The 21,965-nt window shown below is 62.9% G+C and carries 22 protein-coding genes; 12 read left to right on the forward strand and 10 right to left on the reverse strand.

Features of this window, described 5'->3' with window-relative positions; all coding sequences use genetic code 11:
• Window positions 1-26: 26 nt before the first annotated feature.
• The 3 genes from MCUHO_RS05880 to MCUHO_RS05890 are packed head-to-tail and all read right to left on the reverse strand — an operon-like array spanning window position 27 to window position 2,096.
• On the reverse strand, window positions 27-905 hold the full coding sequence (locus tag MCUHO_RS05880) for a 4Fe-4S binding protein (protein ID WP_084385963.1): 879 nt from the start codon (window positions 903-905) through the stop codon (window positions 27-29).
• Window positions 906-945: 40 nt separating this feature from the next.
• On the reverse strand, window positions 946-1,656 hold the full coding sequence (gene cobS / locus MCUHO_RS05885; protein ID WP_067075130.1) for an adenosylcobinamide-GDP ribazoletransferase: 711 nt from the start codon (window positions 1,654-1,656) through the stop codon (window positions 946-948).
• Window positions 1,653-2,096, reverse strand: a complete 444-nt coding sequence (locus MCUHO_RS05890; RefSeq protein ID WP_067075133.1) for a phosphatidylglycerophosphatase A — start codon at window positions 2,094-2,096, stop codon at window positions 1,653-1,655. The genes cobS and MCUHO_RS05890 overlap by 4 nt, the downstream gene beginning before the upstream one ends.
• Window positions 2,097-2,685: 589 nt before the next feature.
• On the opposite strand from MCUHO_RS05890, the gene cobT reads away from it, so the two are divergent.
• The 5 genes from cobT (at window position 2,686) to MCUHO_RS05915 (ending at window position 6,622) form a co-directional block, all read left to right on the forward strand.
• Window positions 2,686-3,702, forward strand: a complete 1,017-nt coding sequence (cobT, locus tag MCUHO_RS05895; RefSeq protein ID WP_067075136.1) for a nicotinate mononucleotide-dependent phosphoribosyltransferase CobT — start codon at window positions 2,686-2,688, stop codon at window positions 3,700-3,702.
• Between the two features lie 39 nt (window positions 3,703-3,741).
• On the forward strand, window positions 3,742-4,296 hold the full coding sequence (locus tag MCUHO_RS05900; protein ID WP_067075140.1) for a GMP synthase subunit A: 555 nt from the start codon (window positions 3,742-3,744) through the stop codon (window positions 4,294-4,296).
• The gene (locus MCUHO_RS05905; RefSeq protein WP_067075143.1) at window positions 4,284-4,826 is read left to right on the forward strand and encodes a YkgJ family cysteine cluster protein; all 543 of its coding nucleotides are present in this window, start codon (window positions 4,284-4,286) and stop codon (window positions 4,824-4,826) included. The genes MCUHO_RS05900 and MCUHO_RS05905 overlap by 13 nt, the downstream gene beginning before the upstream one ends.
• Window positions 4,819-6,015: a TraB/GumN family protein gene (locus tag MCUHO_RS05910; protein WP_067075146.1), complete on the forward strand. Its 1,197-nt coding sequence runs from the start codon at window positions 4,819-4,821 to the stop codon at window positions 6,013-6,015. Before MCUHO_RS05905 ends, MCUHO_RS05910 begins: the two co-directional genes overlap by 8 nt.
• Before the next feature lie 76 nt (window positions 6,016-6,091).
• Window positions 6,092-6,622, forward strand: a complete 531-nt coding sequence (locus tag MCUHO_RS05915) for a nitroreductase family protein (protein ID WP_067075149.1) — start codon at window positions 6,092-6,094, stop codon at window positions 6,620-6,622.
• Window positions 6,623-6,684: 62 nt separating this feature from the next.
• Here MCUHO_RS05915 and MCUHO_RS05920 read toward each other — a convergent pair whose 3' ends face one another.
• Window positions 6,685-7,233, reverse strand: coding sequence for a DUF2115 domain-containing protein (locus MCUHO_RS05920; protein ID WP_067075153.1), 549 nt, complete (start codon window positions 7,231-7,233; stop codon window positions 6,685-6,687).
• Window positions 7,234-7,376: 143 nt separating this feature from the next.
• Between MCUHO_RS05920 and MCUHO_RS05925 the strand changes: the two genes are divergently transcribed.
• Window positions 7,377-8,570 (forward strand): ammonium transporter, encoded by a 1,194-nt coding sequence (locus MCUHO_RS05925; RefSeq protein ID WP_067075156.1) that lies wholly within the window; start codon window positions 7,377-7,379, stop codon window positions 8,568-8,570.
• 10 nt (window positions 8,571-8,580) lie between these two features.
• Complete coding sequence (locus tag MCUHO_RS05930) at window positions 8,581-8,919, forward strand: P-II family nitrogen regulator (protein ID WP_067076165.1); 339 nt, start codon at window positions 8,581-8,583, stop codon at window positions 8,917-8,919.
• 650 nt (window positions 8,920-9,569) lie between these two features.
• Here MCUHO_RS05930 and MCUHO_RS05935 read toward each other — a convergent pair.
• Window positions 9,570-10,568, reverse strand: coding sequence for a TIGR03557 family F420-dependent LLM class oxidoreductase (locus MCUHO_RS05935; protein ID WP_235808182.1), 999 nt, complete (start codon window positions 10,566-10,568; stop codon window positions 9,570-9,572).
• 65 nt (window positions 10,569-10,633) lie between these two features.
• Between MCUHO_RS05935 and hxlA the strand changes: the two genes are divergently transcribed.
• The 4 genes from hxlA (at window position 10,634) to MCUHO_RS05955 (ending at window position 13,786) form a co-directional block, all read left to right on the forward strand.
• A complete protein-coding gene (hxlA, locus tag MCUHO_RS05940; protein WP_067075159.1) occupies window positions 10,634-11,923 on the forward strand; it encodes a 3-hexulose-6-phosphate synthase in 1,290 nt (429 codons plus the stop codon).
• A gap of 74 nt (window positions 11,924-11,997) precedes the next feature.
• Window positions 11,998-12,693, forward strand: a complete 696-nt coding sequence (locus MCUHO_RS05945) for a DUF1538 domain-containing protein (protein WP_067075162.1) — start codon at window positions 11,998-12,000, stop codon at window positions 12,691-12,693.
• Window positions 12,690-13,421 carry a DUF1538 domain-containing protein gene (locus tag MCUHO_RS05950; RefSeq protein ID WP_067075165.1) on the forward strand — a complete coding sequence of 244 codons (732 nt, stop codon included), beginning with the start codon at window positions 12,690-12,692 and terminating at the stop codon, window positions 13,419-13,421. Before MCUHO_RS05945 ends, MCUHO_RS05950 begins: the two co-directional genes overlap by 4 nt.
• Window positions 13,418-13,786 (forward strand): P-II family nitrogen regulator, encoded by a 369-nt coding sequence (locus MCUHO_RS05955; protein ID WP_067075168.1) that lies wholly within the window; start codon window positions 13,418-13,420, stop codon window positions 13,784-13,786. Before MCUHO_RS05950 ends, MCUHO_RS05955 begins: the two co-directional genes overlap by 4 nt.
• Window positions 13,787-13,792: 6 nt before the next feature.
• On the opposite strand, the gene MCUHO_RS05960 is transcribed toward MCUHO_RS05955, so the two are convergent.
• Genes MCUHO_RS05960 through MCUHO_RS05970 form a run of 3 tightly spaced genes read right to left on the reverse strand, consistent with a single transcriptional unit; the run spans window position 13,793 to window position 16,814 of the window.
• Window positions 13,793-14,224, reverse strand: coding sequence for an ACT domain-containing protein (locus MCUHO_RS05960; protein WP_067075172.1), 432 nt, complete (start codon window positions 14,222-14,224; stop codon window positions 13,793-13,795).
• Window positions 14,224-15,525 (reverse strand): phenylacetate--CoA ligase family protein, encoded by a 1,302-nt coding sequence (locus tag MCUHO_RS05965; RefSeq protein WP_067075175.1) that lies wholly within the window; start codon window positions 15,523-15,525, stop codon window positions 14,224-14,226. The genes MCUHO_RS05960 and MCUHO_RS05965 overlap by 1 nt, the downstream gene beginning before the upstream one ends.
• On the reverse strand, window positions 15,525-16,814 hold the full coding sequence (locus tag MCUHO_RS05970; RefSeq protein WP_067075177.1) for a phenylacetate--CoA ligase family protein: 1,290 nt from the start codon (window positions 16,812-16,814) through the stop codon (window positions 15,525-15,527). The genes MCUHO_RS05965 and MCUHO_RS05970 overlap by 1 nt, the downstream gene beginning before the upstream one ends.
• A 400-nt stretch (window positions 16,815-17,214) precedes the next feature.
• Between MCUHO_RS05970 and cas1 the strand changes: the two genes are divergently transcribed.
• A complete protein-coding gene (gene cas1, locus MCUHO_RS05975; protein WP_067075180.1) occupies window positions 17,215-18,150 on the forward strand; it encodes a CRISPR-associated endonuclease Cas1 in 936 nt (311 codons plus the stop codon).
• Here the strand turns inward: cas1 and MCUHO_RS05980 are convergent.
• Together MCUHO_RS05980 and MCUHO_RS05985 are read right to left on the reverse strand one after the other, a co-directional pair.
• Window positions 18,132-18,419, reverse strand: coding sequence for an acylphosphatase (locus MCUHO_RS05980; RefSeq protein ID WP_067075183.1), 288 nt, complete (start codon window positions 18,417-18,419; stop codon window positions 18,132-18,134). The genes cas1 and MCUHO_RS05980 overlap by 19 nt on opposite strands.
• Complete coding sequence (locus MCUHO_RS05985; RefSeq protein WP_235808183.1) at window positions 18,416-21,907, reverse strand: hypothetical protein; 3,492 nt, start codon at window positions 21,905-21,907, stop codon at window positions 18,416-18,418. Before MCUHO_RS05985 ends, MCUHO_RS05980 begins: the two co-directional genes overlap by 4 nt.
• Between the last annotated feature and the right edge of the window lie 58 nt (window positions 21,908-21,965).

Here is a 21,965-nt window from a genome sequence, read left to right on the forward strand (position 1 = left end):
CCGCCTCCGGCACACCGGACTATCCTTTATTCTTCTGCTTCCGGGGCGCCCGGCCCGAACTCCTTTCGGATCCCCTCCGCGAAACTATCATACCCGATCTCGTCCATCTGGTCGGCGAGGGGCCGGCCGCTCCATGCGGTTCGGTAGATCCAGTAGACGATGCGGTCGACGACCTCGACGACCTCCTCTTCTGTCTCGACGGTGACGAGTTCTCTTCCCGGGGCGGGGGAGGTTCCGCGCCGCCCCCCGACCGTGATCTGGTAGTGGGCGTACTCGGACTTCAGGAGGTGGTAGGGGCAGGAGTGGATGCAGATGCCGCACTGGACGCATTTGCTCTCGTCGAGAACCGATATACCGTTCTTCAGTTTTATGGCGCACTGCTTGCAGTACTCTACGCAGGTGCCGCATCCCGTGCAGAGTCCCGGAACCCGCAGCGGCCGGATCCTGCCGATGATCCCGATGTCGTTCAAGAGCGGACTGTTGCACATGTAGGTGCAGCTGGATATCGCGATGCGGAGCCGTATCGGAAGTTCCTTCCCGAATACCCGCTTGTCGATCTTCCGGGCGAGGTCGATCGTCTCGCAGTTGGCGTACTTGCACCGATCCGTGCCCGGGCAGGCCATGATGTTGACGATTTCGTTCTGCTCCGCCCCGATGGGCGTCCCGTTCTTCTCGAGCGCTTTCGCGATCTTTACGAGGTTCTCGGGGTTCACGTGCGGGATCTCCACTGCCTGGCGCATGGTGAGGTGGAGCGAGCCGTCGCCGTACTTCTCACTGATCTTCGCAAGTTGCTTGACCTGCGCCGCGGAGAGAACTCCTGCCGGAACCCGCAACCGAACCGTTGCATAGTCCGCGTTCCGCTCGGTGATGATTCCTCCCCGCGAGTGGAGGGTATGGTCCTGCATCATTCTACAGTAGTAGCGGGTGCCGGGGTAAAAAAGGTGATTACAGGAGAACGATGAGGAGAATGATCCCTGCCCGGATGATCTCGTTTGCGGCGCCGACGACGTCGCCGTTGACACCGCCAAAGAGCCGCCGGGAGAGGGCGAGCATCAGTGCGGCGATGACGACCGTGGCTGCGAGGGCGAGCGCGACACTCGCCCGCGGCACCGGCAGCAGGAAGAGGGGCAGCGCAAGCAGGAAGGCCGGAACGACGAACCATGGTTTTGCAAACCCATGGAGGTAGGAGTGAATCCCCTCCCGGAACGGCGTGCCGAGTGCGGTGAGCCAGGACATCGCGACCTTCGCGCAGACCTCGGCGATGAGGATGACTGCCGGGAGATTTGCGGCGGTCTGGAGTCCGGCGAATGCGAGGAGCGTGACGACGAGCCCGGCCGCGACGGCTCCGGCCCCGGTCGTGCGGTCGGTCATGGCCGCGATCCTCTTCTCCCTGCTCCCGTGAGCCATGAGGCCGTCGCCGAAGTCCAGCAGCCCGTCGAAGTGGTTGCACCCGGAGAGGAGGAGCACCATTGCGACGGCGACGGCCGCACCCACCACGGGGGATGCTATCCAGTAGGTGATACCGGCCGCTATCCCGCCGATGACGTAGCCGGCGAGCGGGTAGAGGTAAGAGCGGCGGGCGAAGTGCTCGAAGTCGACCGGCTTTCCGAGGGGGAGCGAGGTGCAGAACTGCAGGAGGGCGAGAACGGATTTCACATCGATCCCATCGACTCGCTGTAGAGGCGCGACGTGCAGCCGGCGATCAGCCCGGCGACGGCGTCGTCGAGGAACGGCCCGAGTTTGCCCAGGATTCCCGGCTTCTTCTGGTCGTAGCGGGTGAACTCGAACCGCGCGTAAGTCCCCCCGATCACCTCGGCGATGGCCATCCCGATGATCTCGTCGGAGAGGAGGAAGACCGGGTCGTCGGCGATCTCGGAGTCTTTCCGCTTCACGTAGAGTTCGTCCTCGAGCAGGAGGGCTCCGAGGAGGAGCGACGATATGTTCGGATCCTCAAGCGCCTTCCCGATCTTTGCGTCAAGCCTGCGCGCGGCCTCGTCCGCCTCTATCCCGTGGGGAACGTAGAGTTCCATCGCGGCGGCGACGATATCTCTCCTTATGATGCCCTTCTCTTCCAATCTCCGCTCTATCTCGAACATTGTTGAAGTATTTGGTTTGGGGAGGTATTTTTGGGTTTGTGTTTAAAGGCGCTCGGAGAAAACCGAAGGTCTTCGACGCGTGAGCGTAGCGAACGTGAGCACCGGAGGTGCGAACGGCGACGGACAGGATTGGGGACTGCGCCGTGAGAGGGGGTGCATGTGGGATTTTAGGGCTCGTGCTCGTGGCTATCCTGTCCATAACGTTCTTGGACACGGATTCCCCTAGGATATCGCGCTTGGGGGTGGGGCTGACGGGGAGGACGACGTTCCGAAGCGCGACGGTTCTTTAGAACCGGAGCGTGAGCACCGAAGGTGCGAAGGAACGGAGTTCGACCACCGTCAGGTGCGAGGTGCGAACGGAGTGAGCATGAGAAGACCGAAGGTCTTCGAGGGGGAGTATCCCCCCTCCCCTGTCCCCTCCCCCCTATGGCGATTCCCCCACAGTCCACTGTACTGGAATAGCCGGGGAATACCCTGCCACGGCCCCGGAGATGTATGCGCCCCCTCCCCCCTCACACCTGGCCCCCGCACTCCTCCCCCAAGCCCCGACAGCAACCTCTTCTATCCCGCGGCACCTACCCTGTACACAATGTCCAACCCGTTCCTCTCACAAGATCCGCTCTTCAGGCCGAAGCGCCCGATGCTGGCGCTCGTTCTCGGCAACACCATGCTCTCCACGGTCCCCGGGATATCCGGTGCCGGGCCGACCCCTGAAAAGACGCTGCTCACCCCGAACCTGGATGCGGAACTCGTCACGACCGGCGCTATCACGAGTGTCGCGGCCCGGCCGAACACCCCCACCGGCTGCCCGACGCCCGCGACCATCACCCGGTCGATGGTGGAACTGACCGGGCTTGCCCCCGTCGTCATCAACGCGGGGCTTGCCCATACTCCCACCGTCCCCTGCATCGACGTCTACGGGAGTCCCGGCGGCGATCCGAGGGCGGAAGACGCGGTGCCGCAGGCGGCAGCCCTCTTCGAGCGGGGCGAGGCGGTCGGGAGGCTGCTCTCGCAGTACAGCGACTTCTTGATGCTCGGGGAGTGCGTCCCCGGCGGGACGACCACCGCCCTCTGCGTTCTCCGGGCGCTCGGCTATAACGCCTCGGTCAGCAGTGCATTTGTAGAGAACCCTCTTGGACTGAAAGACGCCGTCTGCCGGGAAGCGCTCGCCCGGATCGATGCGACGGGCGCACGAGAGCCCCTCGATATCCTCCGCGCCGCGGGCGACCCCATGATGCCGGTCGCTGCAGGGATCGCGAGCGCCTACTCCGGCGAAGTCATGTTTGCCGGCGGAACCCAGATGCTCGCCGTTGCGGCCGTCCTGAAAGCGCTTGGAAGACGGGTGCCGCGCCTCGCGACGACGGTCTACGTCAGGGACGATCCATCCGCCGGGTTCGTCCGGTCGGTTGCCGATGTCGGCACCGCCGCGTACTACGTCGACCCGAACTTCGCCGAGCTCGGCCACGTCGGGCTCGCTCGCTACTGCATCGGCGAAGTCAAGGAGGGGATGGGGGCCGGCGGGGCGCTGACGCTCGCATACCTCATGGGCCATGAGCCCGAAGAGATCTCTCAAAAAGTCTTCGATTTCGTCAGGAAGTATGCCTGAGCGAAGGACTATTACCTTTTTACATCAATCCTATAGGCAATGCTTCCACTCTATGTGGTCAACAATCACGGACAGTTCAATCACCTGATCCTCCGGACGCTCCGTGACATGGATATCGAGGCCACGATGATCTCGAACGAGACGCCGCCGGCCGAGGTCTCCCGGGGCTGCCGGGGCATCATCCTCGGCGGCGGCCCGACCCTTGAGCGCGCCGGTGTCGCTCCGGCATACCTCGATCTCGGTCTTCCCGTCCTCGGGATCTGTCTTGGGCTGCATATCATGGCGACGGGCCGCGGGGGTGCGATCCGCCAGGGTGCGAGCGGCGGGTTCGGTGCGGTCGAGGTCGAGATCCTCGAAGAAACCCCCCTCCTCCGGGGCTACCCCGACCGGATGCAGGTATGGGCATCGCACGCGGATGAAGTCTCGGTTGTGCCGGAAGGGTTTGTCCGGCTTGCAAAATCGTCCATTTGCGGCGTGGAAGCGATGGCATCCCCCGATGAACACCTCTACGGCATCCAGTGGCACCCGGAGGTCAGCCATACCGTCAACGGGCGGCTTCTCTTTGAGAATTTTGACAGGATATGCTCGGAGTAGATGACGTTGCGGCCCAACTCGGGTCGATTGGATTTCGTTGCAGGGAGTGCGGCGCCTGCTGCCGGCGGGTCGCGGAGGACTCGAACCTCGTACTGGTGAGCCCTGCCGAGGTCCGGGCGATCATGGCGGCGACCGATATGGGCTGGAACGAGGTTGCCGAGCCCTACCCCGACTTCATCGGTGCCGATAACGGCGCTGAGTACACCCTTGCCTGGTGTCTCAGGCGAACGGCCGATGCCTGCATCTTCCTCCGGGACGGGCGGTGCTCGATCTACGCTCACCGTCCCTGGATCTGCCGCACCTACCCATTCATGCTGGTGGACGACGACCTCGCGGCATCGGAGTGCCCCGGCCTCGGTGCGCCGCTCTCCCCCGGCGATGCGCGTGATGCGGCGGCCGACCTCTGCAGGCGGCAGGCCGCCGAGGCGATGGAGGAGGCCGGTATCCGCACTGTCTTCCGTGAAGCAACAGTGCCGCCGGGAAAGCGCGCCGTGATCGACAGCGAGGGTGTGAAGGTGCTCGATGGCTGAGGTTCGCCTTGTCGGGACGGCGCACGTCTCGCAGAAGAGCGTTGAAGAAGTCCGATCCGTCATCGAGGAGTTCCAGCCCGATATCGTCGGCGTCGAGCTCGACCGGGGGCGGTTCATATCGCTCACGGAGGAGACTGCCGAACCGTCGGTGGGGGAGATCCTGAAGGGTGGAAACTTCGGCCAACTCCTCGTTCAGTGGGTGCTCACCTACATCCAGCAGCGGATCGGCGCAGAGACCGGCGTGAAGCCCGGTGCCGAGATGCTCGCCGCCGTCGAGGAGGCCGAGGCGCACCAGAAGCCCGTGGCGCTCATCGACCGGGATATCCGGATCACGCTTGCCCGGTTCTGGGGCAAGATGGGTGTCTGGGAGAAGATCAAGCTCATCGGAGCGCTGATCTACTCGCTCGTGAGTGTCGAGGGGCAGAAGATCGATGTCGACGAATTCATCGATCAGGACGTCGTGAGCGCCGCGATGGAGGAGTTCCGCAAGTTCTCCCCTCAGGGTGCTCAGGCCCTGATCGATGAACGGGACGCTTATCTGGCCCACCAGATTCTGATGCTCACCGGTCGGTACGAGCGGGTGCTCGCCGTCGTCGGCGCCGGGCATATCCGTGGGGTGCAGCGCTACCTTGACGCACCGGAGACGCTGCCGCCGCTCCCGGCCCTGACCGCCGGGGTGAAGACTCTCCCGTGGGCGAAGATCATCGGGGTGGGCGTCACCATTCTCTTCCTCCTCCTGATCGCCGCGATAGCCTTCTCGGGCGTTGGGATAGATGTCCTGCTGACGGCTCTCCTCTACTGGGTTCTGATCAACGGTGTCCTGAGCGCCGCGTTCACCCTGGTTGCCGGCGGGCATCCTCTCTCGGCCGTCACGGCGTTTGCGGTTTCCTGGCTGACATCGCTCAATCCGCTGCTTGCGGCGGGCTGGTTTGCCGCCATCGTCGAGGCGAAGATCCGGAAGCCCGCCGTCGGTGAGTTCCGGCAGATCATCGAGGCGGAGACTCTGGCGGAGATGCGGCGGATCCCGCTCTTTCGGGTGGTGCTGGTTGCAGCCCTCGCGAACGTCGGGAGTACGCTCGGGACGGTCCTCTACTTCCTCTTCATCTTTCCGATCCTCGGGATCGACCCGACCGTGGTCATCGCCGACGGCTTCTCGAACATGGTGGAGATGATACGGGGACTCTTCTAGGACGGCCCTTCTACCGGAGCCCTTCCTTTCTCCATTTCCCCAAGGTATTTAGGCCAGGAGTGCCCACCATCGTTGCATGAGTCCGATTGGTGGAACGGTTAATCTCGGTGTCACCGTGATACGGAGCAGGCACAGCGTGCGGAAGTACAAGGACAACCCCATCGAGGATAAGATCGTAAAAGACGCCCTCGACTGCGCACGGCTTGCCCCGACCGCGCGAAACGAGCAGCCCTGGCTTTTCGGGACGATCCAGAACCGTGATACGCTGCGGGCGATTGCCGATCTCGCCGAGAACGCCAGGTTCATCGCCGATGCGCCGATCTGTTTTGCCGTCTTCGGGAAGAAGGATGCAAAGTACTATCTCGAAGACTGCTGTGCGGCGACGATGCAGCTTCTCCTCGCGCTCCAGGCGTGGGGTGTCGGAACCTGCTGGGTTGCAGGGGAGAAGAAGGATTACGCCGAGGATGTCCGGAAACTCCTCAACGTCCCGGAGGGTTATACGCTCGTGTCGCTCGTGCCGGGAGGGTACCCTGAGGAGATTCAGATCAAGGAGAAGAAGGTCATCGACGAGGTCGCGTTCTTCGAGCGCTACGAGGAAGAAGAGTAGACCCGCATATCACCAGCCTCTTTTTTTCTGCCGGATGCTCCGGCAAGACCTGTGAACCTGTCTCATCCGTCGCTCTGCTTTGCCGGGCAGTAGGGGCAGAGGGCGTTCTCGACGTCGTCGGCCTTCTCCCTGACCGGGCAGAGGTATTCCCCGTTCCTGACCTCGACCTCGAACCCGCCGGGAAACGGCGTGCCCACGGGGTGAGCGGGGCGGTCGAGGACGAAGATGTTGAAGGCGGCAAGGAGGAAGTAGAGGAGTTCGAGGTGCCGCTCCTCCTCGCCTCCGCGAAGGCATGTCTCCTCGACCATGTCGCAGAAGTCCTGGAACTCGCCCGGGAGCAGCCTCTCCCCGTCTCCCGGATCTCCGCGGCGGCCAGCGACGATGAGGGTGTGGTGCGTCTCGAAGATCTGCTCCATCGCGCTGGGGTAGAGGCGTCGCCGGTATCCGGCGGGAACTGATCGGAGGTCGCGCTCCACCCTCCCCCGCATCTCCTGGAGGTCGAAGAGCGAGTAGCCTGATACCGCATGGTAGAGGATCTTCGCGAGTTCCCTTTGGGTCTTCGCCGACCGCAGGCGGGCGCAGACCTGCCGGACATCGCCCTTCGTGCTCATCGCATCACGCAGATATGATCTGTACCTCCAGATGCATCAGTCCTTCCGTTACGTGTGCAAATAGAAAAATTTATACCTGTAAGAAGGAAACTTCCTTCCGATGAATGACAAGAACACTTTGTGGTTGATCCGGGAGCCGGAACATGATTGACTCCGGCGCTACGGCGTTTATCCTTGTCTGTACGGCACTGGTCATGCTGATGACCCCGGGAGTGGGGCTCTTCTATGGCGGGCTCGTGCGGCGGAAGAACTTCATCTCCATGCTTGCGCTGGCGTTCATCGCATTCGCCCTCGTCAGCATCCAGTGGGTCGTCTGCGGCTACAGCCTCTCCTTCGGCGCCGATATCAACGGGCTGATCGGGAGCCTGGAGTACGCCTTCCTGCAGGGTGTCGGGATGGACGGCGACGGCATCCCGGATCTGCTCTTCATGGCCTTCCAGATGGTCTTTGCGGGCCTCACGCTTGCAATCGTGACGTCCGGGGTTGCGGAGCGGATAAAGATCAGTTCCTTCGTCGTCTTCGGTCTGCTCTGGACGACGCTGGTCTACGACCCGCTTGCCCACTGGGCGTGGGGCGGCGGATGGGCTGCGCAGCTTGGTGCGCTCGACTTCGCCGGCGGCACGGTCGTTCACATCAGTTCCGGGTTCTCTGCGCTCGCGCTCGCGCTCGTCATCGGGAAGCGCCTCGGGTTCGGCGGCCACGGCATGGAGCCGAACAACATCCCGATGGTTCTCCTCGGCGGGGCGCTCCTCTGGTTCGGGTGGTTCGGGTTCAACGCCGGGAGCGCTCTCGCCGCGGACGGCCTTGCGGCAAACGCGTTCGTCGTGACGAACATCGCCGCCGCTTCCGGGGCGCTCGCCTGGCTCTGTGCCGCATGGGTTCGCGGCAGGCCCGGATCGGTCGGGATCATCAGCGGAGCGATTGCCGGGCTCGTCGCCATCACGCCGGCGGCCGGATTCGTCACGCCCATGGCCGCGATTCCCATCGGCGCCGCTGCCGGCCTCGTCTGTTACGGCGCCCTGCTCTTCCGGGTTCGTCAGGGGCTCGACGAGAGCCTCGACGCGTGGGCGATCCACGGCATGGGCGGGATCTTCGGCGCCCTTGCAACCGGAGTCTTTGCGGTCGCGGCAATCGGCGGCGTGGACGGTCTGCTCTACGGCAATCCGGGCCAGCTCCTCATCCAGATTGTGGATGTGGCCGTCGTCGTGGCCTACTCGTTCGGCGTGACCTACGTCATCGCGAAGGTCGTCGATCTGGCGATGGGCCTGCGGGTCACCGAGGAGGAGGAGTATGTCGGACTGGACATCGCCCAGCACGGCGAGTCCGTGCGGGTGTGAGGTGGTGCGGATGAAGATGGTTACCGCAGTCGTCAGGCCCGAGATGTTCGATGCCGTGAGGGCGGCGCTCGAGGCCGACGGCATCTATGGGATGACCGTGAGCGAGGTGATGGGGCGGGGGGCGCAGAAGGGTATCGCCCTCCGGTTCAGGGGAAAGACGATGCCGGTCGAACTCATCCCGAAGGTGAAGATCGATATGGTCGTAAGAGACGCCGATGTCGAGCGGATCGTCGGGATCGTCCGGGCAAACGGCCGGACCGGCAGGCCGGGCGACGGCAGGATCTTTGTCCTGCCGGTCGAGAGCATCTGCCGGGTTCGGACGGATCAGGAGGATCCGGAGGAAGGGTAACTTTTTTTTGGGGCTGGTTGGTGGCACATATGTTTAGACTCTGAACATTCAGTTTGCTGCCACTCGCGCTTGCGACACTCATATTCCTACCACTCGTGATCGCACAACTCTTGCACGGTTTTTCAGTGGATCTCGCCCTTTGGGGAGGGGCTGACGGGGAGTGCGATGCTCCGGAGAACGACCGTCCGCAGGACGGGAGTTTGAGAAGCCATCAGGTTTCGAGGAGCAGAGCCCGACCACCGTCAGGTGGGGAGGGGGGGGCACGCCCCCCTCCCCTGTCTCTTCGCATCAGACAGTGTTCAAATACGTGCTTCGAAGATCTTCGGCCATCTCAAGCCTCGAACACTATCCGTCGGCCCTTTCATGATAGGAGCGCTCCCCCTATGTGGGCGCCCGCAAATTTCTCATCAACCCCCCACCACCCGCGCTTCGCGCTCCTCCCGCCCCCCCGCAGGGGGGCGGGCAGTGCGTGGCGATGCTTCCATAGTCCACTGTATCGAATTCTTCTTTGGTTGAAGGTGCTAGTTGTCACGACTCCACTGTCTCCGTACTCGCCTCCCCGGCCCTCACCTTCGCTACAGTGCTCCGGTGCATGGAGGGTGACGGCAGGGCATGGAGTGAATATGAACCGGTGTCTCTACTCCCCTCCCCTACTTTCCAAAATGCGGCAGAACTTCCTTCGCGTAAAACTCCATGAACTCCTGCTGCTGGGGCCCGATCTGGTGGATGCAGACGTGGTCGAACCCTTTCCCGATGCTCTCCTCGATCTTCTTGATGTGCGCCTCCGGGTCGGGCCCGCAGACCACATGCTTCGCCACATCCTCCGGCGTCACCATCTTCGCCGCCTGCTCGTAGTGGACCGGCGTGGGGAGGAGCCGATTGAGTTCTCCCGTGTTTGCAGGAATCGGCCACTGCTCGTAGGCAGTTGTCTGCCCCGCCTCTTCGGTCTCCGCCCAGCAGACCGAGTTCTCGATGTATGCCGGTTTATCGCCGCCCCCCGAGTCGCGGAAGATGATGAGGTTCTCCTCGGCGTTGCTGCCCGGGTTGATGAACCCGTCGCCGACCCGCGCGGCCATGGATGCGCTGATCGGGCCTTCCGACGCGATGTAGATCGGGGGGAGGTCTTCCGGGAGCGAGAAGACCTGCGCGTTCTCGAGCGTGTAGAAGGCGCCGTAATAGTTCTTCATCCCGCTCTTCCAGAGCAGCCGTATCACCTCCACCGCCTCCTCGAGCATCTCGATCCTGACCGGCGCCGGGGGCCAGCGGTCGCCGAAGACGTGCTCGTTGAGGTTCTCTCCCGACCCGAGGCCGAGGGCAAATCGCCCCGGCATCATCATGGCGGCGGTTGCAGCGGCCTGGGCGATGATGCCCGGGTGGATCCGTATTGTCGGGCAGGTGACACCCGTCACCAGCGGGAGAGTCGCCGTCACCTGCGAGATGCCGCCGATGACGCCCCAGACAAACGGGCTCTGTCCCTGTTTGCTCGTCCAGGGGTGGTAATGATCCGATATCATGGCAAACACAAAGCCGGCATCCTCCGCCTGGCGGGCGTTGCAGACGAGTTCCGGGGGAGCGTGCTCCTCACAAGCCAGTTTATAACCGATCTCGACCATCCGTCTCACATCCGTGCCGCCGACCACCTCAAGCATCTCATGGGATATAGGTTTCCCCGGCCCGGCACCAGATAAATAGAACCCTCGCCATACTGTACTGCATGGCAACACCCACTCTCCAGGTGGCGCTCGATCTCCTCGAGCTCGATCGTGCGGTTGAGATCGCAGATGAGGCGGTCCGCGGCGGTGCGGACTGGATTGAGGTCGGGACACCCCTGATCAAGAGCGAGGGGATGCAGGCCGTGCGGACGCTCCGGGAACGCTTCCCTGGCCACGAGATCGTCGCGGACATGAAGATCGCCGATACCGGGGCGGTCGAGGTTGAGATGGCGGCGAAGTCCGGCGCCGGTGTCGTCTGCATCCTCGCGGACGCCGATGATGCCGTGATCGTCGAGGCGGTGCGCTCCGCCCGCAAGTACGGCGTCCGGCTCATGGCCGACCTCATCAACGTCGCCGATCCCGTCTCCCGGTCACGGGAACTTGCCGCGCTCGGCGTCGACTACATCAACGCCCATGTCGGCATCGACCAGCAGATGATCGGCAGGTCGTCGCTCGACCTCCTCCGCCGTCTTGCCGGAGAGGTTGGCGTCCCGATCGCCGTTGCGGGGGGACTCGATGCGGAGACCGCATCCGAGGCGGTCGCCGCCGGTGCCTCGGTCGTCATCGTGGGAGGGAACATCGTCAAGGCCGCCGACGTGACCGGGGCGGCGCGGCGGGTCCGGGAGGCCATCGACCGGCCCGAGATCCGGCCGCGGGAGGAGGAGAGCCGGGATGCCGCGATCCGCCGCCTCTTCGAAGGGGTCTCCGCACCGAACGTCACCGACGCCATGCACCGGAAGGGCTCAATGGCGGGTGTCGTCTCCATCTGCGGCAGGGTCAAGGCGGTCGGCCCGGCGGTGACCGTCCGGACCCTTGCCGGGGACTGGGCAAAACCCGTCGAGGCGATCGACGTCGCCGCTCCGGGGGATGTCCTCGTCGTCAGAAACGAAGGGAGGACGGACGTCGCCCCCTGGGGCGAACTTGCCACCCACTCCGCGAAGAACCGCGGGGTCGCGGGTATCGTGATCGACGGGGCGGTGCGGGACGTGGACGATATCCGGGAGATGAAGTTCCCGGTCTTTGCCACGGCGACCGTCCCGAACGCCGGAGACCCGAAGGGTCTTGGGGAGATCAACACCGAGATCGCCTGTTGCGGCCAGGAGGTACGGCCGGGAGACTGGATCGTCGCCGACGAGAGCGGGGTCGTGGTGGTCCCCCGGGAGCGGGCCTATGAGGTTGCCCGGCGCGCGATGGAGGTCCGAAAGACCGAGGAGCGGATCCGCGAGGAGATCCGGCGCGGAAAGACGCTCTCAGAGGTCTCGGAACTCCTGAAATGGGAGAAACGACACTGACCGGCGGGGGGCACCGCTTTTATCTCTTTTTGCGATAGAATACCTGATCACCGGCATCGGGGAGGAACGGCAGGATGATGCAGGATATCAGGGAGTCGGTCTTTGAGGTTCTCCGGGCAGTCCTTCCCATCATCCTCGTCATCACCATCTTCAAGATCGCCCTCCTCCGGGTGCCGCCGTCGGATCTCCTCCTCTTCCTGCTCGGTAGCGGCATGGTCGTTCTCGGGATCGCGCTCTTTCTCACGGGTGTCAAGGCGGGCCTCCTCCCCGTCGGCGAGGCGATAGGCTCGGAACTGCCTGCCCGGGGTTCGCTCCTGCTGGTCGTCGCAGGCTCATTCCTCTTCGGGTTCCTGACGATCATCGCGGAGCCGAACCTCCGTGTCCTCGTAGATATGCTTGATGCCGTCTCGGGAGCCGGCATCCCCGCGGCTCCCCTGCTCCTCGCGATCGCGGTCAGTGTGGGCTTCGTCATCACCGTCGCAGTCCTCCGGATCATCTTCGGGTTTCCTCTCGCGTACCTCTTCGCTGCAGGGTACGGTGCAATCCTCCTCCTTGCCCCGTTCTCGTCGCCCGAGTTTCTCGCCGTGGCGGTTGATGCGGGAGGGATAACCACCGGACTCCTGACGATCCCGATCATCCTGGCGCTCGGCGCCGGTGTCAGTGCGGTTCTTGCCGGACGGTCGGCTCTCACGGACGGCTTCGGGTTGATCGGGCTCGCCTCGATCGCCCCCATCCTCGGCGTCATGGCGATGGGGTTGATCTACCCATGATCACAGCGGCGTTTCTCGCCGGGATCGGCCAGGTTGCCCTCGAGGTTGCCCAGGCGCTCCTCCCCCTGCTCATCTTCTTCGCGGTCTTCCAGGTGCTCTACCTGAAACTTCCGCGAGTCTACGTCGTGAATCTCGCCAAAGGCGTCCTGCTCGCGTCTCTTGGCATGGTTCTCTTTCTCCAGGGGGTCAACGTCGCGTTCCTCCCGGCGGGCAGGGAGATCGGCGGGGCTTTAGCAGCGTTCGACCAGAGGTGGCTGCTCATCCCGTTCGGGTTCTTTCTCGGATTTCTTGCAACCTATGCGGAGCCTGCGGTCCGGGTTCTCGGCTATCAGGTCGAGGAGTCATCGAGCGGGTACATCGGGGAGTCTCTGATCCTTTACACCCTCTCCTTCGCGGTCGCCGTCTCCGTATCGCTCGGGATGGCCCGCCTTGTCTACGGCATCCCGCTGCTGTGGCTCCTCATTCCCGGCTACCTTCTCGTCATCATCCTTCTTCTCTTCACCGAAAAGGAGTTTGTCGGGATTGCGTTCGACTCCGGGAGTGTCGCCACCGGCCCGATGGCGGTCACCTTCCTCCTCTCCCTTGCCGTCGGGGTTGCGGCGGGGATCGAGGGTCGCAACCCCGTCGTCGACGGGTTCGGCCTGATTGCGCTGATAGCGCTTGCACCCATCCTCTCGGTGCTGATGCTCGGCATCCTCTACCGGAGAACACGAGGTGAAGATACATGAGCAATGATTACGGTAACGAACTGATCATCACGATCGTAAAACGGGGCTGGTCCGAGCCGGTGCTCGCGGCGGCCCGCGGTGCCGGGGCCGAAGGAGGAACCATCCTCCTCGGCCGCGGAACCGGTATTCATGAGGTAAAGACGCTTCTCGGGATCGCCATCGAGCCCGAGAAAGAGATCATCTTAACGGTCGTCGCCGCCGACCGGACGGATACGGTGCTCGATGCGATTGTCGCCGCTGCGGAACTGGATCAGCCGGGGATGGGCCTTGCATTCGTCCTTCCGATCCGGCGCATCACGGGACAGGTTCACATGTTCCGCAAGGACGAGGCCGAGAGCCCGGGAGCGCCCCGGGCTCCTGTGTGATCCGGGTTACCTGGAGAGGGATGCCTTGAGGAGTTCACCGCCGCGGGCGAGGATCTGCCGGACGGCGTCCTCGACCTGGTCCACGCGCAGGATCAGGACGGCGGCGTCCTTTCCTGAGTAAGCATAGGCGTACTCGATGTTGATCCCGGCGTCCCCGAGGATAGATGCGATATCCGAGAGACCGCCGGGCTCGTCGCGCATCTTCACGCCGATGACGTCCGTGAACGAGACGCGGAACCCGAGATCGGTCAGCGTCCGGTGTGCGTCCTCCGGCCGATCGACGAGGGCACGAACGACCCCGAACCCGTCCGCCTCGGCGATACTGAACGCAAGGATGTTGATCTTCGCATCCCGCAGCGCGCCGGCGACAGCCGCGAGGCGTCCCGGGCGATTCTCCGAAAAGATGGAGATCTGTTTTACGATATACGACTTCTCCATTACAATGACCTCCTGTCAACAACTTTCTTCGACTTGCCTTCGAACCGTGGAAGCGTTCCCGGTTCGACCAGTTCGACGTCCACGCTCACGTTCAGCGAGCTCCGCAGGCGGTGCTCCACGGCCTTCTTGATCACCATCAGTTCGGTGATCTTGTCGGAGAACGCCTCTTCGCTCACCTCAACCCGCACGAGCATGGAGTCGAGCGCACCCTTGCGGTCGACGACGATCTGGAAGTGCCTGCCGACCTGTGGGATCTCGAGCAGCGCGTGCTCCACCTGCGACGGGAAGACGTTGATGCCCCGGACGATCAGCATGTCGTCCACCCTCCCGCGGATCCGGCCGATGCGTGGGTGAGTCCGCCCGCAGGCGCAGGGCCCTTCCTCGATGGCCGTGAGGTCGCCGATCCGGTACCGAACCATGGGGAGCGCCTCTTTCTGCAGCATGGTGATCGTCAGTTCGCCCTGTTCGCCGGCCTCTAGCACCTCGCCGGTCGCGGGGTCGACGATCTCAACGAGGGCGAGGTCGCCCCAGATGTGGATCCCCTGCTGCTCGGCGCACTCGGTGAACATCGGGCCGGAGAGTTCGCTCGTCCCGTAGATGTCGTAGGCGCGGATCCCGAGCCAGTCCTCGATCCTCGTCCGCATCTGCTCCGACCAGGGTTCGGCGCCGAGGAAGCCCATGCGAAGGTCGGTGTCGTTCTTGATCGAGACGCCCATCTTCTCCGCCACCTCTCCTATGTGGAGGAGATAGGAGGGGGTGCAGGCGATGGCGGTGACGCGGAGATCCTGCATCAGTTCGATCTGCCGCTCGGTGTTCCCGACGCTTGTCGGAAGGACGGTTGCGCCGACACGCTCAGCGCCGTAGTGGGCGCCGAGGCCGCCGGTGAAGAGGCCGTAGCCGTAACTCACCTGCATCACGTCGCCCCGCCCAAGGCCGCAGGAGGAGAACCCGCGTGCCAGCGACTCGCTCCAGTTCTCGATATCGCGCTCCGTATACCCGACGACCGTCGGTTTCCCCGTCGTCCCGGAGGAGACGTGGTACCTGACCAGTTCGTTCTGCTCTGCGGAGAAGATCCTGTCCGGGTAGCCGTCCCGCAGGTCGCTCTTGTACATGAACGGGAGTTTCGCAACATCCTCAAGCGTCCTGATATCGTCGGGATGAACCTGCTGCTCCTTCATCCGGCGCCGGTAGAAGTCGTTGAAGCTGTAGAGCCGGTAGACCAGGGATTTAACCAGTTTGAACTGGAGCCGTCGCAGTTCGTCGAACGGCACCTCCTCCATCCGCAGGTTCCAAGGCGCCATCAGAACACCCCCCGCCGGTCGATCACCCGCTTCGCCTTCCCCTCGAACCGGGGCAGCGCTCCCGGCTCCACCAGTTTCACCGCCGTCCGAAGACCGAGTATATTGTGGAGTTCGCCGGAGATCTTCTTCTGCATCCGGGCAAGGTCCTGCAGTTCACCGGAGAACCCGGCCCTGCTCATCTCTACCTCGATAGTCATCTCATCAAGATGTTTGACGCGATCAATATATACGATGAACTGCTCCCCGACCTCCGGGAGGGCTCGCAGCACGTGCTCGATCTGGGACGGGAAGACGTTGATCCCCCGGATGACCAGCATATCGTCGCTCCGGCCCGTGATCCGCTCGATCTTCTGCCCGCGCCCGCAGACGCACCCGTCGTCCATCAACCGGGTCACGTCGCCGGTGCGGTAGCGGACGAGCGGCAGGGCGTTCTTGACGAGCGGCGTGATGACGAGTTCGCCGCGCTCTCCGGGAGCGAGCCGCTCGCCGGTCTTCGGATCGATGATCTCGACAAGGTAGCAGTCGTGCCAGATGTGAAGCCCGTCCCTCTCCGGGCACTCGAACGCCACGCCGGGACCGTACATCTCCGAGAGCCCGTAACTGTCGTAGGCCTTCACTCCGAGACGCCGTTCGAGCTCGTTGCGCATGCTCTCCGACCAGGGTTCGGCCCCGAATATCCCGGTTTTCAGGGTATCGAGCGTCTTTCCCATCGACTCGGCCACCTCGGCGAGGTGGAGGGCGTAACTTGGCGTGCAGTGGAGGGCGGTCACCCCGAAGTCCTCGATCATCTCGATCTGGCGGCGGGTGTTCCCGGTCGCGCTCGGGATCACGGTCATCCCGATCTTCTCGGCGCCGTAGTGGAACCCGAGCCCCCCGGTGAAGAGGCCGTAGTTGACGGCGTTCTGGAAGACGTCGTCCTCCCCTAGACCGATCATCGTCATGTTTCGCGCGATCAGTTCCGACCAGTTATCCAGATCCTGCCGGGTGTAGCCGACGACGGTTGGTTTCCCTGTCGTGCCGGAGGTGGTGTGGATTCGGACGATCTCTTTTAGGGGAACCGCGAAGAGACCGAACGGGTATCCGGCCTGGAGCTCCTTTTTGTAGGTAAAAGGGAGCTTCTCCACGTCGTCAAGCGTCTTAATATCGTCCGGCGAGATGCCCGCTTCCTTCAGCTTTCTCTGGTACAGTCCTACTTTCTGTGCCTGGGCTAGCGACCATTTCAGCCGCTTCAGTTGCAGATCCGCGAGTTCGCTAGATCGGATCGTCTCCATCGCTCTATTCCAGAACATAGTATCCCATCGGTTTTTTGCCGGTTGGAGAGATCGTGCCCAATTCCGGCTATATTGTCCGGTATCAGGTTGCGATACTCCTGACGGTCCTGCTCCGGCAGGCCGCCGGGCATACTTTACCGTTATATGAGCGGGCGGTGCGGAAAAGGTTTGTCAATGCGTGGCATGGTACACCGTGACACCCCGGCGCTCCGGTTCCGCCGTCCCGTGCCGTCGGGTTTTCTCTTCCTGAAACGCCCCCGGAGCAGAGCCCTCTGGCATCTGCGTCGGACGACGGCGCCACAGGCGGCCGGCCGATCACTCCGCTCCTCTTACTTTGCTATTGTATTCTCTCTGTATCCGGGAGATTCGATGCATTAATCACCAAAAACAGCCCAATACTCATTTCCAGAGTGATCAGATGGCAGCGACGGAACCCTGGCTCCCCGTCTTCGGCTACGGGGGGCACATCAAGGCGACGACACAGGAGTTGATCATCGCGCGCGGGAGCGATACCCGGCGTTATCCCATACAGTCGGTGAAGCACCTCCTGATCGTCGGCGGGCATACCCTGCACACCTCGGCGGTGACGAATCTCCTCAAAGCCGGCGCTGCCATCACTATATTCGACATCGACGGCACGCCTGTAGGGTACGTCTATCCGTACGGCTATCGGCCGGACGAGTCGGTGCGCCTCGCCCAGGAGCGGGCCGGTCCGCATCGTTTCGCTCAGACGCTCGCACGGGCCGCCCTCCAGTCGAGGCTTCTTCTCCTCGAGGAACTCTACGACCACACCGGGCACGATATCTTCTACGCCGGAGAACTCGACTTCCTCCACCAGGCCAGAGAGGAACTCTCGGTCTCGGTCACGATGGAGGATCTGCGGCGGCTCTCCCGCCTGACCGCCGATATGTACTACGAGATCCTCTCCCGCACGCTCCCGCCGGAACTCGGGTTCCGCCGCAGAACGAGTCGCCCGTACCTCGACCCCGTCAATGCGATGTTTGCGTTCGGTTACGCGATGCTTTACGGCAACTGTTGTGTCTCGGTGATCGGGGCTCACCTCGATCCCGACCTCGGCATGCTTCACGAGGGGGTGGGGAGTTTCGTCCACGACCTCATCGAACCGCAGAAAGCCTTGATGGTGGACCGTGCCGTCATCCGGTTTGCCCGTGAAGAGATCTCAAACGGGGATTACGAATACGGTGAAAAGCGGTGCTACCTTGGTAGTGATCTCTCCGCCCGGTTGAGCGCGGCGCTCCACGACTCCATCGACCAGACCCGTATCGACGCGCAGGTGCGCATCGTGCAGGATGCGCTCCTCAAAAACGCTGAGTTTCACGTGCTGTACTGGTAACTGCCCCGCTGGATGGTGAACTCGGGGTAAGCAGCATGGGGGATCTCCTGCTGGACGAGATCCCTGATGACGACCCGGGGACACCCATACAGCATGGAGACGAACTTGTCGAGAATGACCGGGTCGGCGGTTGCGGTGATCAGCACCCGCCCGTCGGGGAGATTCATCGCTTCGCCTCCGACGCCGAGGTTGGTGGCGATCCTCTTGATGCACGCGCGGAATCCGACGCCCTGCACCCTCCCCGAGACCCGGATCTCGATCGTCTTCACAGCCAGTGCTCCTGGATGATCCGCATGGACATATCCAGCTCGTCGTAGACCTCGTCCCGGATCGCCGAGTCGCGGATGTTAAGCGCCTCGCTCACTGCCAGATCGAGGATCTCCCTCGAGCGGTCTTCGTAACGCTCCGCATAGATCCGGCACGCCATATCGCCGAGCACGAATGCCCGCCGTGAGAGCGGCCTGATGATCCGGGCCTCTTCGAGCGCGCAGAGCAGCATCCTGTCCGCAACCTCCTGCTGCCCCGCGCCCCGGGCAATGAGATAGAGCTCCGTATAGTAGGCTGCCCGCTTCGCCCTGTCGGGCGCCGCACGGATCGCCCGATCGAGCGCGACCATGTCCTTGGTGGTGTAATCGCTGTTCCGGATCTTGTCCCGGCAGTCGAGGATCCTGGCGTAGACCGAACTCTTCCAGGACTGGGGCATGTTCTGCTCGAGCTGGACTGTCAGGTTATACCGGATCCTGTCGTCTTCGATGGCGGAGACGATACCGGTCGCGCGCTCCCGGGCGGCAGATTTCCCGCTCGCCCGGTAGAACGAGAAGAGCATCTGGGCCATCCGCTGCTGCGCCATGGCGGTGATGAACGGGATCTGGATGTAGCCGGCGGTCTGCTCCATGCCGTTTAGCAGTTCCTCGATCTCCTCTTCGTCACCGTACGTCTCGGCAAACTGCGCCACGTCAAAGAGCATCGAGAGCCGGACATAGGGGAAGGAGATGTTCACGACGGTGTGGCACATCGACGAGAGAATATCTTTTCTCTGTGCGGGTTCGCTGACCATGTCGAAGACCGCCGCAAGAGCGTCCACGTACTCGACCGGGTCCTCGATCCTGCCGACCTGCTCCATTGCCCACTCGACGTCTTTCTCCTGCCGGTTTACGGCGTTGAGACTTCTTGCGGCGTAGATCAGGTTCTTCCTGATGAATGCCTCCCGCTCGCTCCCTATGGCATCAAGCGTCCTCTGCGCCTCGCCGAGGTACTCCCTGGCCGCATCATGATCGATCCCGGCCATCAGTCCGGCGAGGTCGGAGAGCATGATCGCGCGGACGGACGGATCGGAGAGGTCGCCGATGGTCTCGTGGAGCCTCCGGATGATCGTCTCAGCCTGCTCAACGTTTTCGAGAGCCGAGTAGGCGCTCACGATCCGGTACATCCCGGTGTAGCGTGCATAGACGTCGCTGGTGTGCTCGAAGAGCCGGTACATCAGTTCGAGCACCGGCTGCGCCGCTGTCCCTCCTTCGACCCCTTCGAGTAGATACGCCGTCACCTCGTAGGGGTCGGCCGAGTCGAACTCTTTCGTGTAGTCGGTGAAGAACGTGAGGATCCGCTGGATCATGGCGGTCCGCTCGTATTCGCCGTCGATCTCGAGCGAGAAGAGCGACATGGGTGCCGCAAAGATCGGGCTCGCGTAGATCTGCGTGTACTCGAGCATGATATCGACGTAACTTGCTATCTTGATCGATATCTCCTCGTGCGGGGTGCTTGTCTTGAGGAGGTCGAGCGCGATCTCGAACGGTTCCAGCATGCCGTCGAAGATCTGCGCCTCCCCCCGGGAGAGCTGATCTGCCACCTGCAGGCTCCCGACCCGGATGTAGCCTTCGACGAGGGGATCGGCCAGCTGCCGCTGCAGGGACGGGTCGGCGATCTGGGAGAGGATCTGGCCTGCCTCGTCCAGCGCCTGGAGCGAGAGCTGCTCGATCCCGTACATGATCAGGCCGTGGATGACCTTGCCCATCGCGAAGAGGCAGTAGTCCCGCTCTAAGAGGGATGTGGAGAGAACTCGCATCCCGTGGAGCAGGTCGAGGTCGCCGTCCTCAACGGCGAGTACGGCCGCCTGGTCCACGATACCCCCCATTGCCTCGGCCCGGGCCCGCTGATCCACGATCTCGCAGGTGAGTCCGGTCGCGTGCCGGAGGAGATCCCGGTCTTTCCGGGCGACGCCGACCCGTGCCATCTCGACTGCGATGGTCGAGATGGCCTGCTCGCGGAGATTTTGCTCTCCAATCTGGCTCACCAGATCCACGAGGGCCGACGGCTCTTTCTGGCGGACGAATCCCCGCTCGATCAGGATGGTGTTGCACTCGAGAAGGAGGGTGTCCTGTGCGCGGTGCGAACTCGCGAGTTCCTTTATGGCCGGTACGTGCCTGACGACCTCGTCGAAGTCGTACTCCTTGCAGAAGTCGGTCACCGCCTGGTGAACCAGCGAATCGGCGATCTCGATATCCAGTGTGGCGAGGATGTTCTCGCGAACGAGCCCGATCTCGTCGCGCCGGACACCCTCCTTGATCAGGCGGACACTGGTGTCGAAAAATTGGGCGTTGATCCTCTGCGCACTACTGCTGGCCTTCTTCATGACCTCGATTGCGTGGTAGAAGTCGCCCATGCGGGAGAGTGCGTCGGTGATCTGCCGGTAGAGCTGGGCCGCTTTCGCAGCATCACAGGACGCATCGATCAGCGGCGTGATATCGAGGAGGACGGTCGGGTTGCCGCTCTTCTCGACGACCGCGATCCCGGAGAGGACGATCTCCTCGATGGGAAGCTGGCTCTCTCCCTCCCCCCGGGCGTTGAACTCGAAAGCCTTCTCGAGGAACCAGCGCTCCCCGCTCCGCTCGGCTTTCTTCAGGAGTTCGAGGACGAGGATCTGGCCGGCCCACGGCTTTTCGTCGTCGATCCTGAGCAGTCTGGTGTATATCTGTTTCTTGTCCCGCTGGCGGTCGAGGAGCTGCTCGGTCAGGATCGCGAGAACCTCCGTGAGCCGCTCTTCGGGGATATCCGGGAGAGAGTCGAGGATCTGTTCGATATCGGAGATCTCTTTCTTCAGCGAGGATTTCCAGGTGGCGTCCACGATATCGGCGATCGAGTTGGTGCGCCGGATCTTCTGGTTGATCTCGGTGGCGCTTGAAAGCCCGCTGATCACGAGGTTGATATCGCCGGACTCGATGCCGGAACCGGCAATCGCCCGGGCCACGTCGGCGTGGAGTTGCGACTGCCGCGATATGTCGCCGATCTCGGGAAGCATCTGGAGAGCATACTGCATGATGTCGACGTTCTGATGCTTCTGACCGTACCGGATGAAGAGCGGGATGATCTCGGAGAGGATTGCCGAGCGGTATTTGCGGATGCTGATCTTATTGAAGGCCTCTCCTCCTTTCTCGATATAGTGGATGTCGCCGGATTCAACCCCGGCCTCGACGAGGTCGCGGGAGATGCGGGCGAGGATATCTGATTGATGGCTCTTGCGATCGAGTTTGTCGACCAGGGTGAATATTGCCGAGAACCACGCCTCGTTCTTCTTCTCGCTATATATGGCGGCAGCACGCCTTGCGAGATCGGATATCTCTTCTCTGGTCGGTTCGACGAGCTGGCTTAAGAGTTCCGGCTGGCCTTCGTTGAACGCCGCTTCGACCAGGGCGGCATTCATCTGCTCGTAGAGCGATCTCTTCTCCTTCCTCGTCTGGGTCTCCGATATGTCCGAAACCACCTTTTCAAGCTCACGCAGATCGCCAGAAGAGATAGCGGAGTTGATCTTCTGTTTTATC

Origin of the sequence: Methanoculleus horonobensis (assembly GCF_001602375.1) — an archaeon.
Classification (GTDB): Archaea; Halobacteriota; Methanomicrobia; order Methanomicrobiales; family Methanoculleaceae; genus Methanoculleus; species Methanoculleus horonobensis.

Excerpts from the sequence above, each read along its gene's own strand:
- MCUHO_RS05880 (WP_084385963.1), bottom strand. The coding sequence starts at position 905 with ATGCAGGACCATACCCTCCACTCGCGGGGAGGAATCATCACCGAGCGG.
- MCUHO_RS05890 (WP_067075133.1), bottom strand. The coding sequence starts at position 2,096 with ATGTTCGAGATAGAGCGGAGATTGGAAGAGAAGGGCATCATAAGGAGA.
- cobT (WP_067075136.1), top strand. The coding sequence starts at position 2,686 with ATGTCCAACCCGTTCCTCTCACAAGATCCGCTCTTCAGGCCGAAGCGC.
- MCUHO_RS05900 (WP_067075140.1), top strand. The coding sequence starts at position 3,742 with ATGCTTCCACTCTATGTGGTCAACAATCACGGACAGTTCAATCACCTG.
- MCUHO_RS05905 (WP_067075143.1), top strand. The coding sequence starts at position 4,284 with ATGCTCGGAGTAGATGACGTTGCGGCCCAACTCGGGTCGATTGGATTT.
- MCUHO_RS05910 (WP_067075146.1), top strand. The coding sequence starts at position 4,819 with ATGGCTGAGGTTCGCCTTGTCGGGACGGCGCACGTCTCGCAGAAGAGC.
- MCUHO_RS05915 (WP_067075149.1), top strand. The coding sequence starts at position 6,092 with ATGAGTCCGATTGGTGGAACGGTTAATCTCGGTGTCACCGTGATACGG.
- MCUHO_RS05920 (WP_067075153.1), bottom strand. The coding sequence starts at position 7,233 with ATGAGCACGAAGGGCGATGTCCGGCAGGTCTGCGCCCGCCTGCGGTCG.
- MCUHO_RS05925 (WP_067075156.1), top strand. The coding sequence starts at position 7,377 with ATGATTGACTCCGGCGCTACGGCGTTTATCCTTGTCTGTACGGCACTG.
- MCUHO_RS05930 (WP_067076165.1), top strand. The coding sequence starts at position 8,581 with ATGAAGATGGTTACCGCAGTCGTCAGGCCCGAGATGTTCGATGCCGTG.
- MCUHO_RS05935 (WP_235808182.1), bottom strand. The coding sequence starts at position 10,568 with ATGCTTGAGGTGGTCGGCGGCACGGATGTGAGACGGATGGTCGAGATC.
- hxlA (WP_067075159.1), top strand. The coding sequence starts at position 10,634 with ATGGCAACACCCACTCTCCAGGTGGCGCTCGATCTCCTCGAGCTCGAT.
- MCUHO_RS05945 (WP_067075162.1), top strand. The coding sequence starts at position 11,998 with ATGATGCAGGATATCAGGGAGTCGGTCTTTGAGGTTCTCCGGGCAGTC.
- MCUHO_RS05950 (WP_067075165.1), top strand. The coding sequence starts at position 12,690 with ATGATCACAGCGGCGTTTCTCGCCGGGATCGGCCAGGTTGCCCTCGAG.
- MCUHO_RS05955 (WP_067075168.1), top strand. The coding sequence starts at position 13,418 with ATGAGCAATGATTACGGTAACGAACTGATCATCACGATCGTAAAACGG.
- MCUHO_RS05960 (WP_067075172.1), bottom strand. The coding sequence starts at position 14,224 with ATGGAGAAGTCGTATATCGTAAAACAGATCTCCATCTTTTCGGAGAAT.
- MCUHO_RS05965 (WP_067075175.1), bottom strand. The coding sequence starts at position 15,525 with ATGGCGCCTTGGAACCTGCGGATGGAGGAGGTGCCGTTCGACGAACTG.
- MCUHO_RS05970 (WP_067075177.1), bottom strand. The coding sequence starts at position 16,814 with ATGTTCTGGAATAGAGCGATGGAGACGATCCGATCTAGCGAACTCGCG.
- cas1 (WP_067075180.1), top strand. The coding sequence starts at position 17,215 with ATGGCAGCGACGGAACCCTGGCTCCCCGTCTTCGGCTACGGGGGGCAC.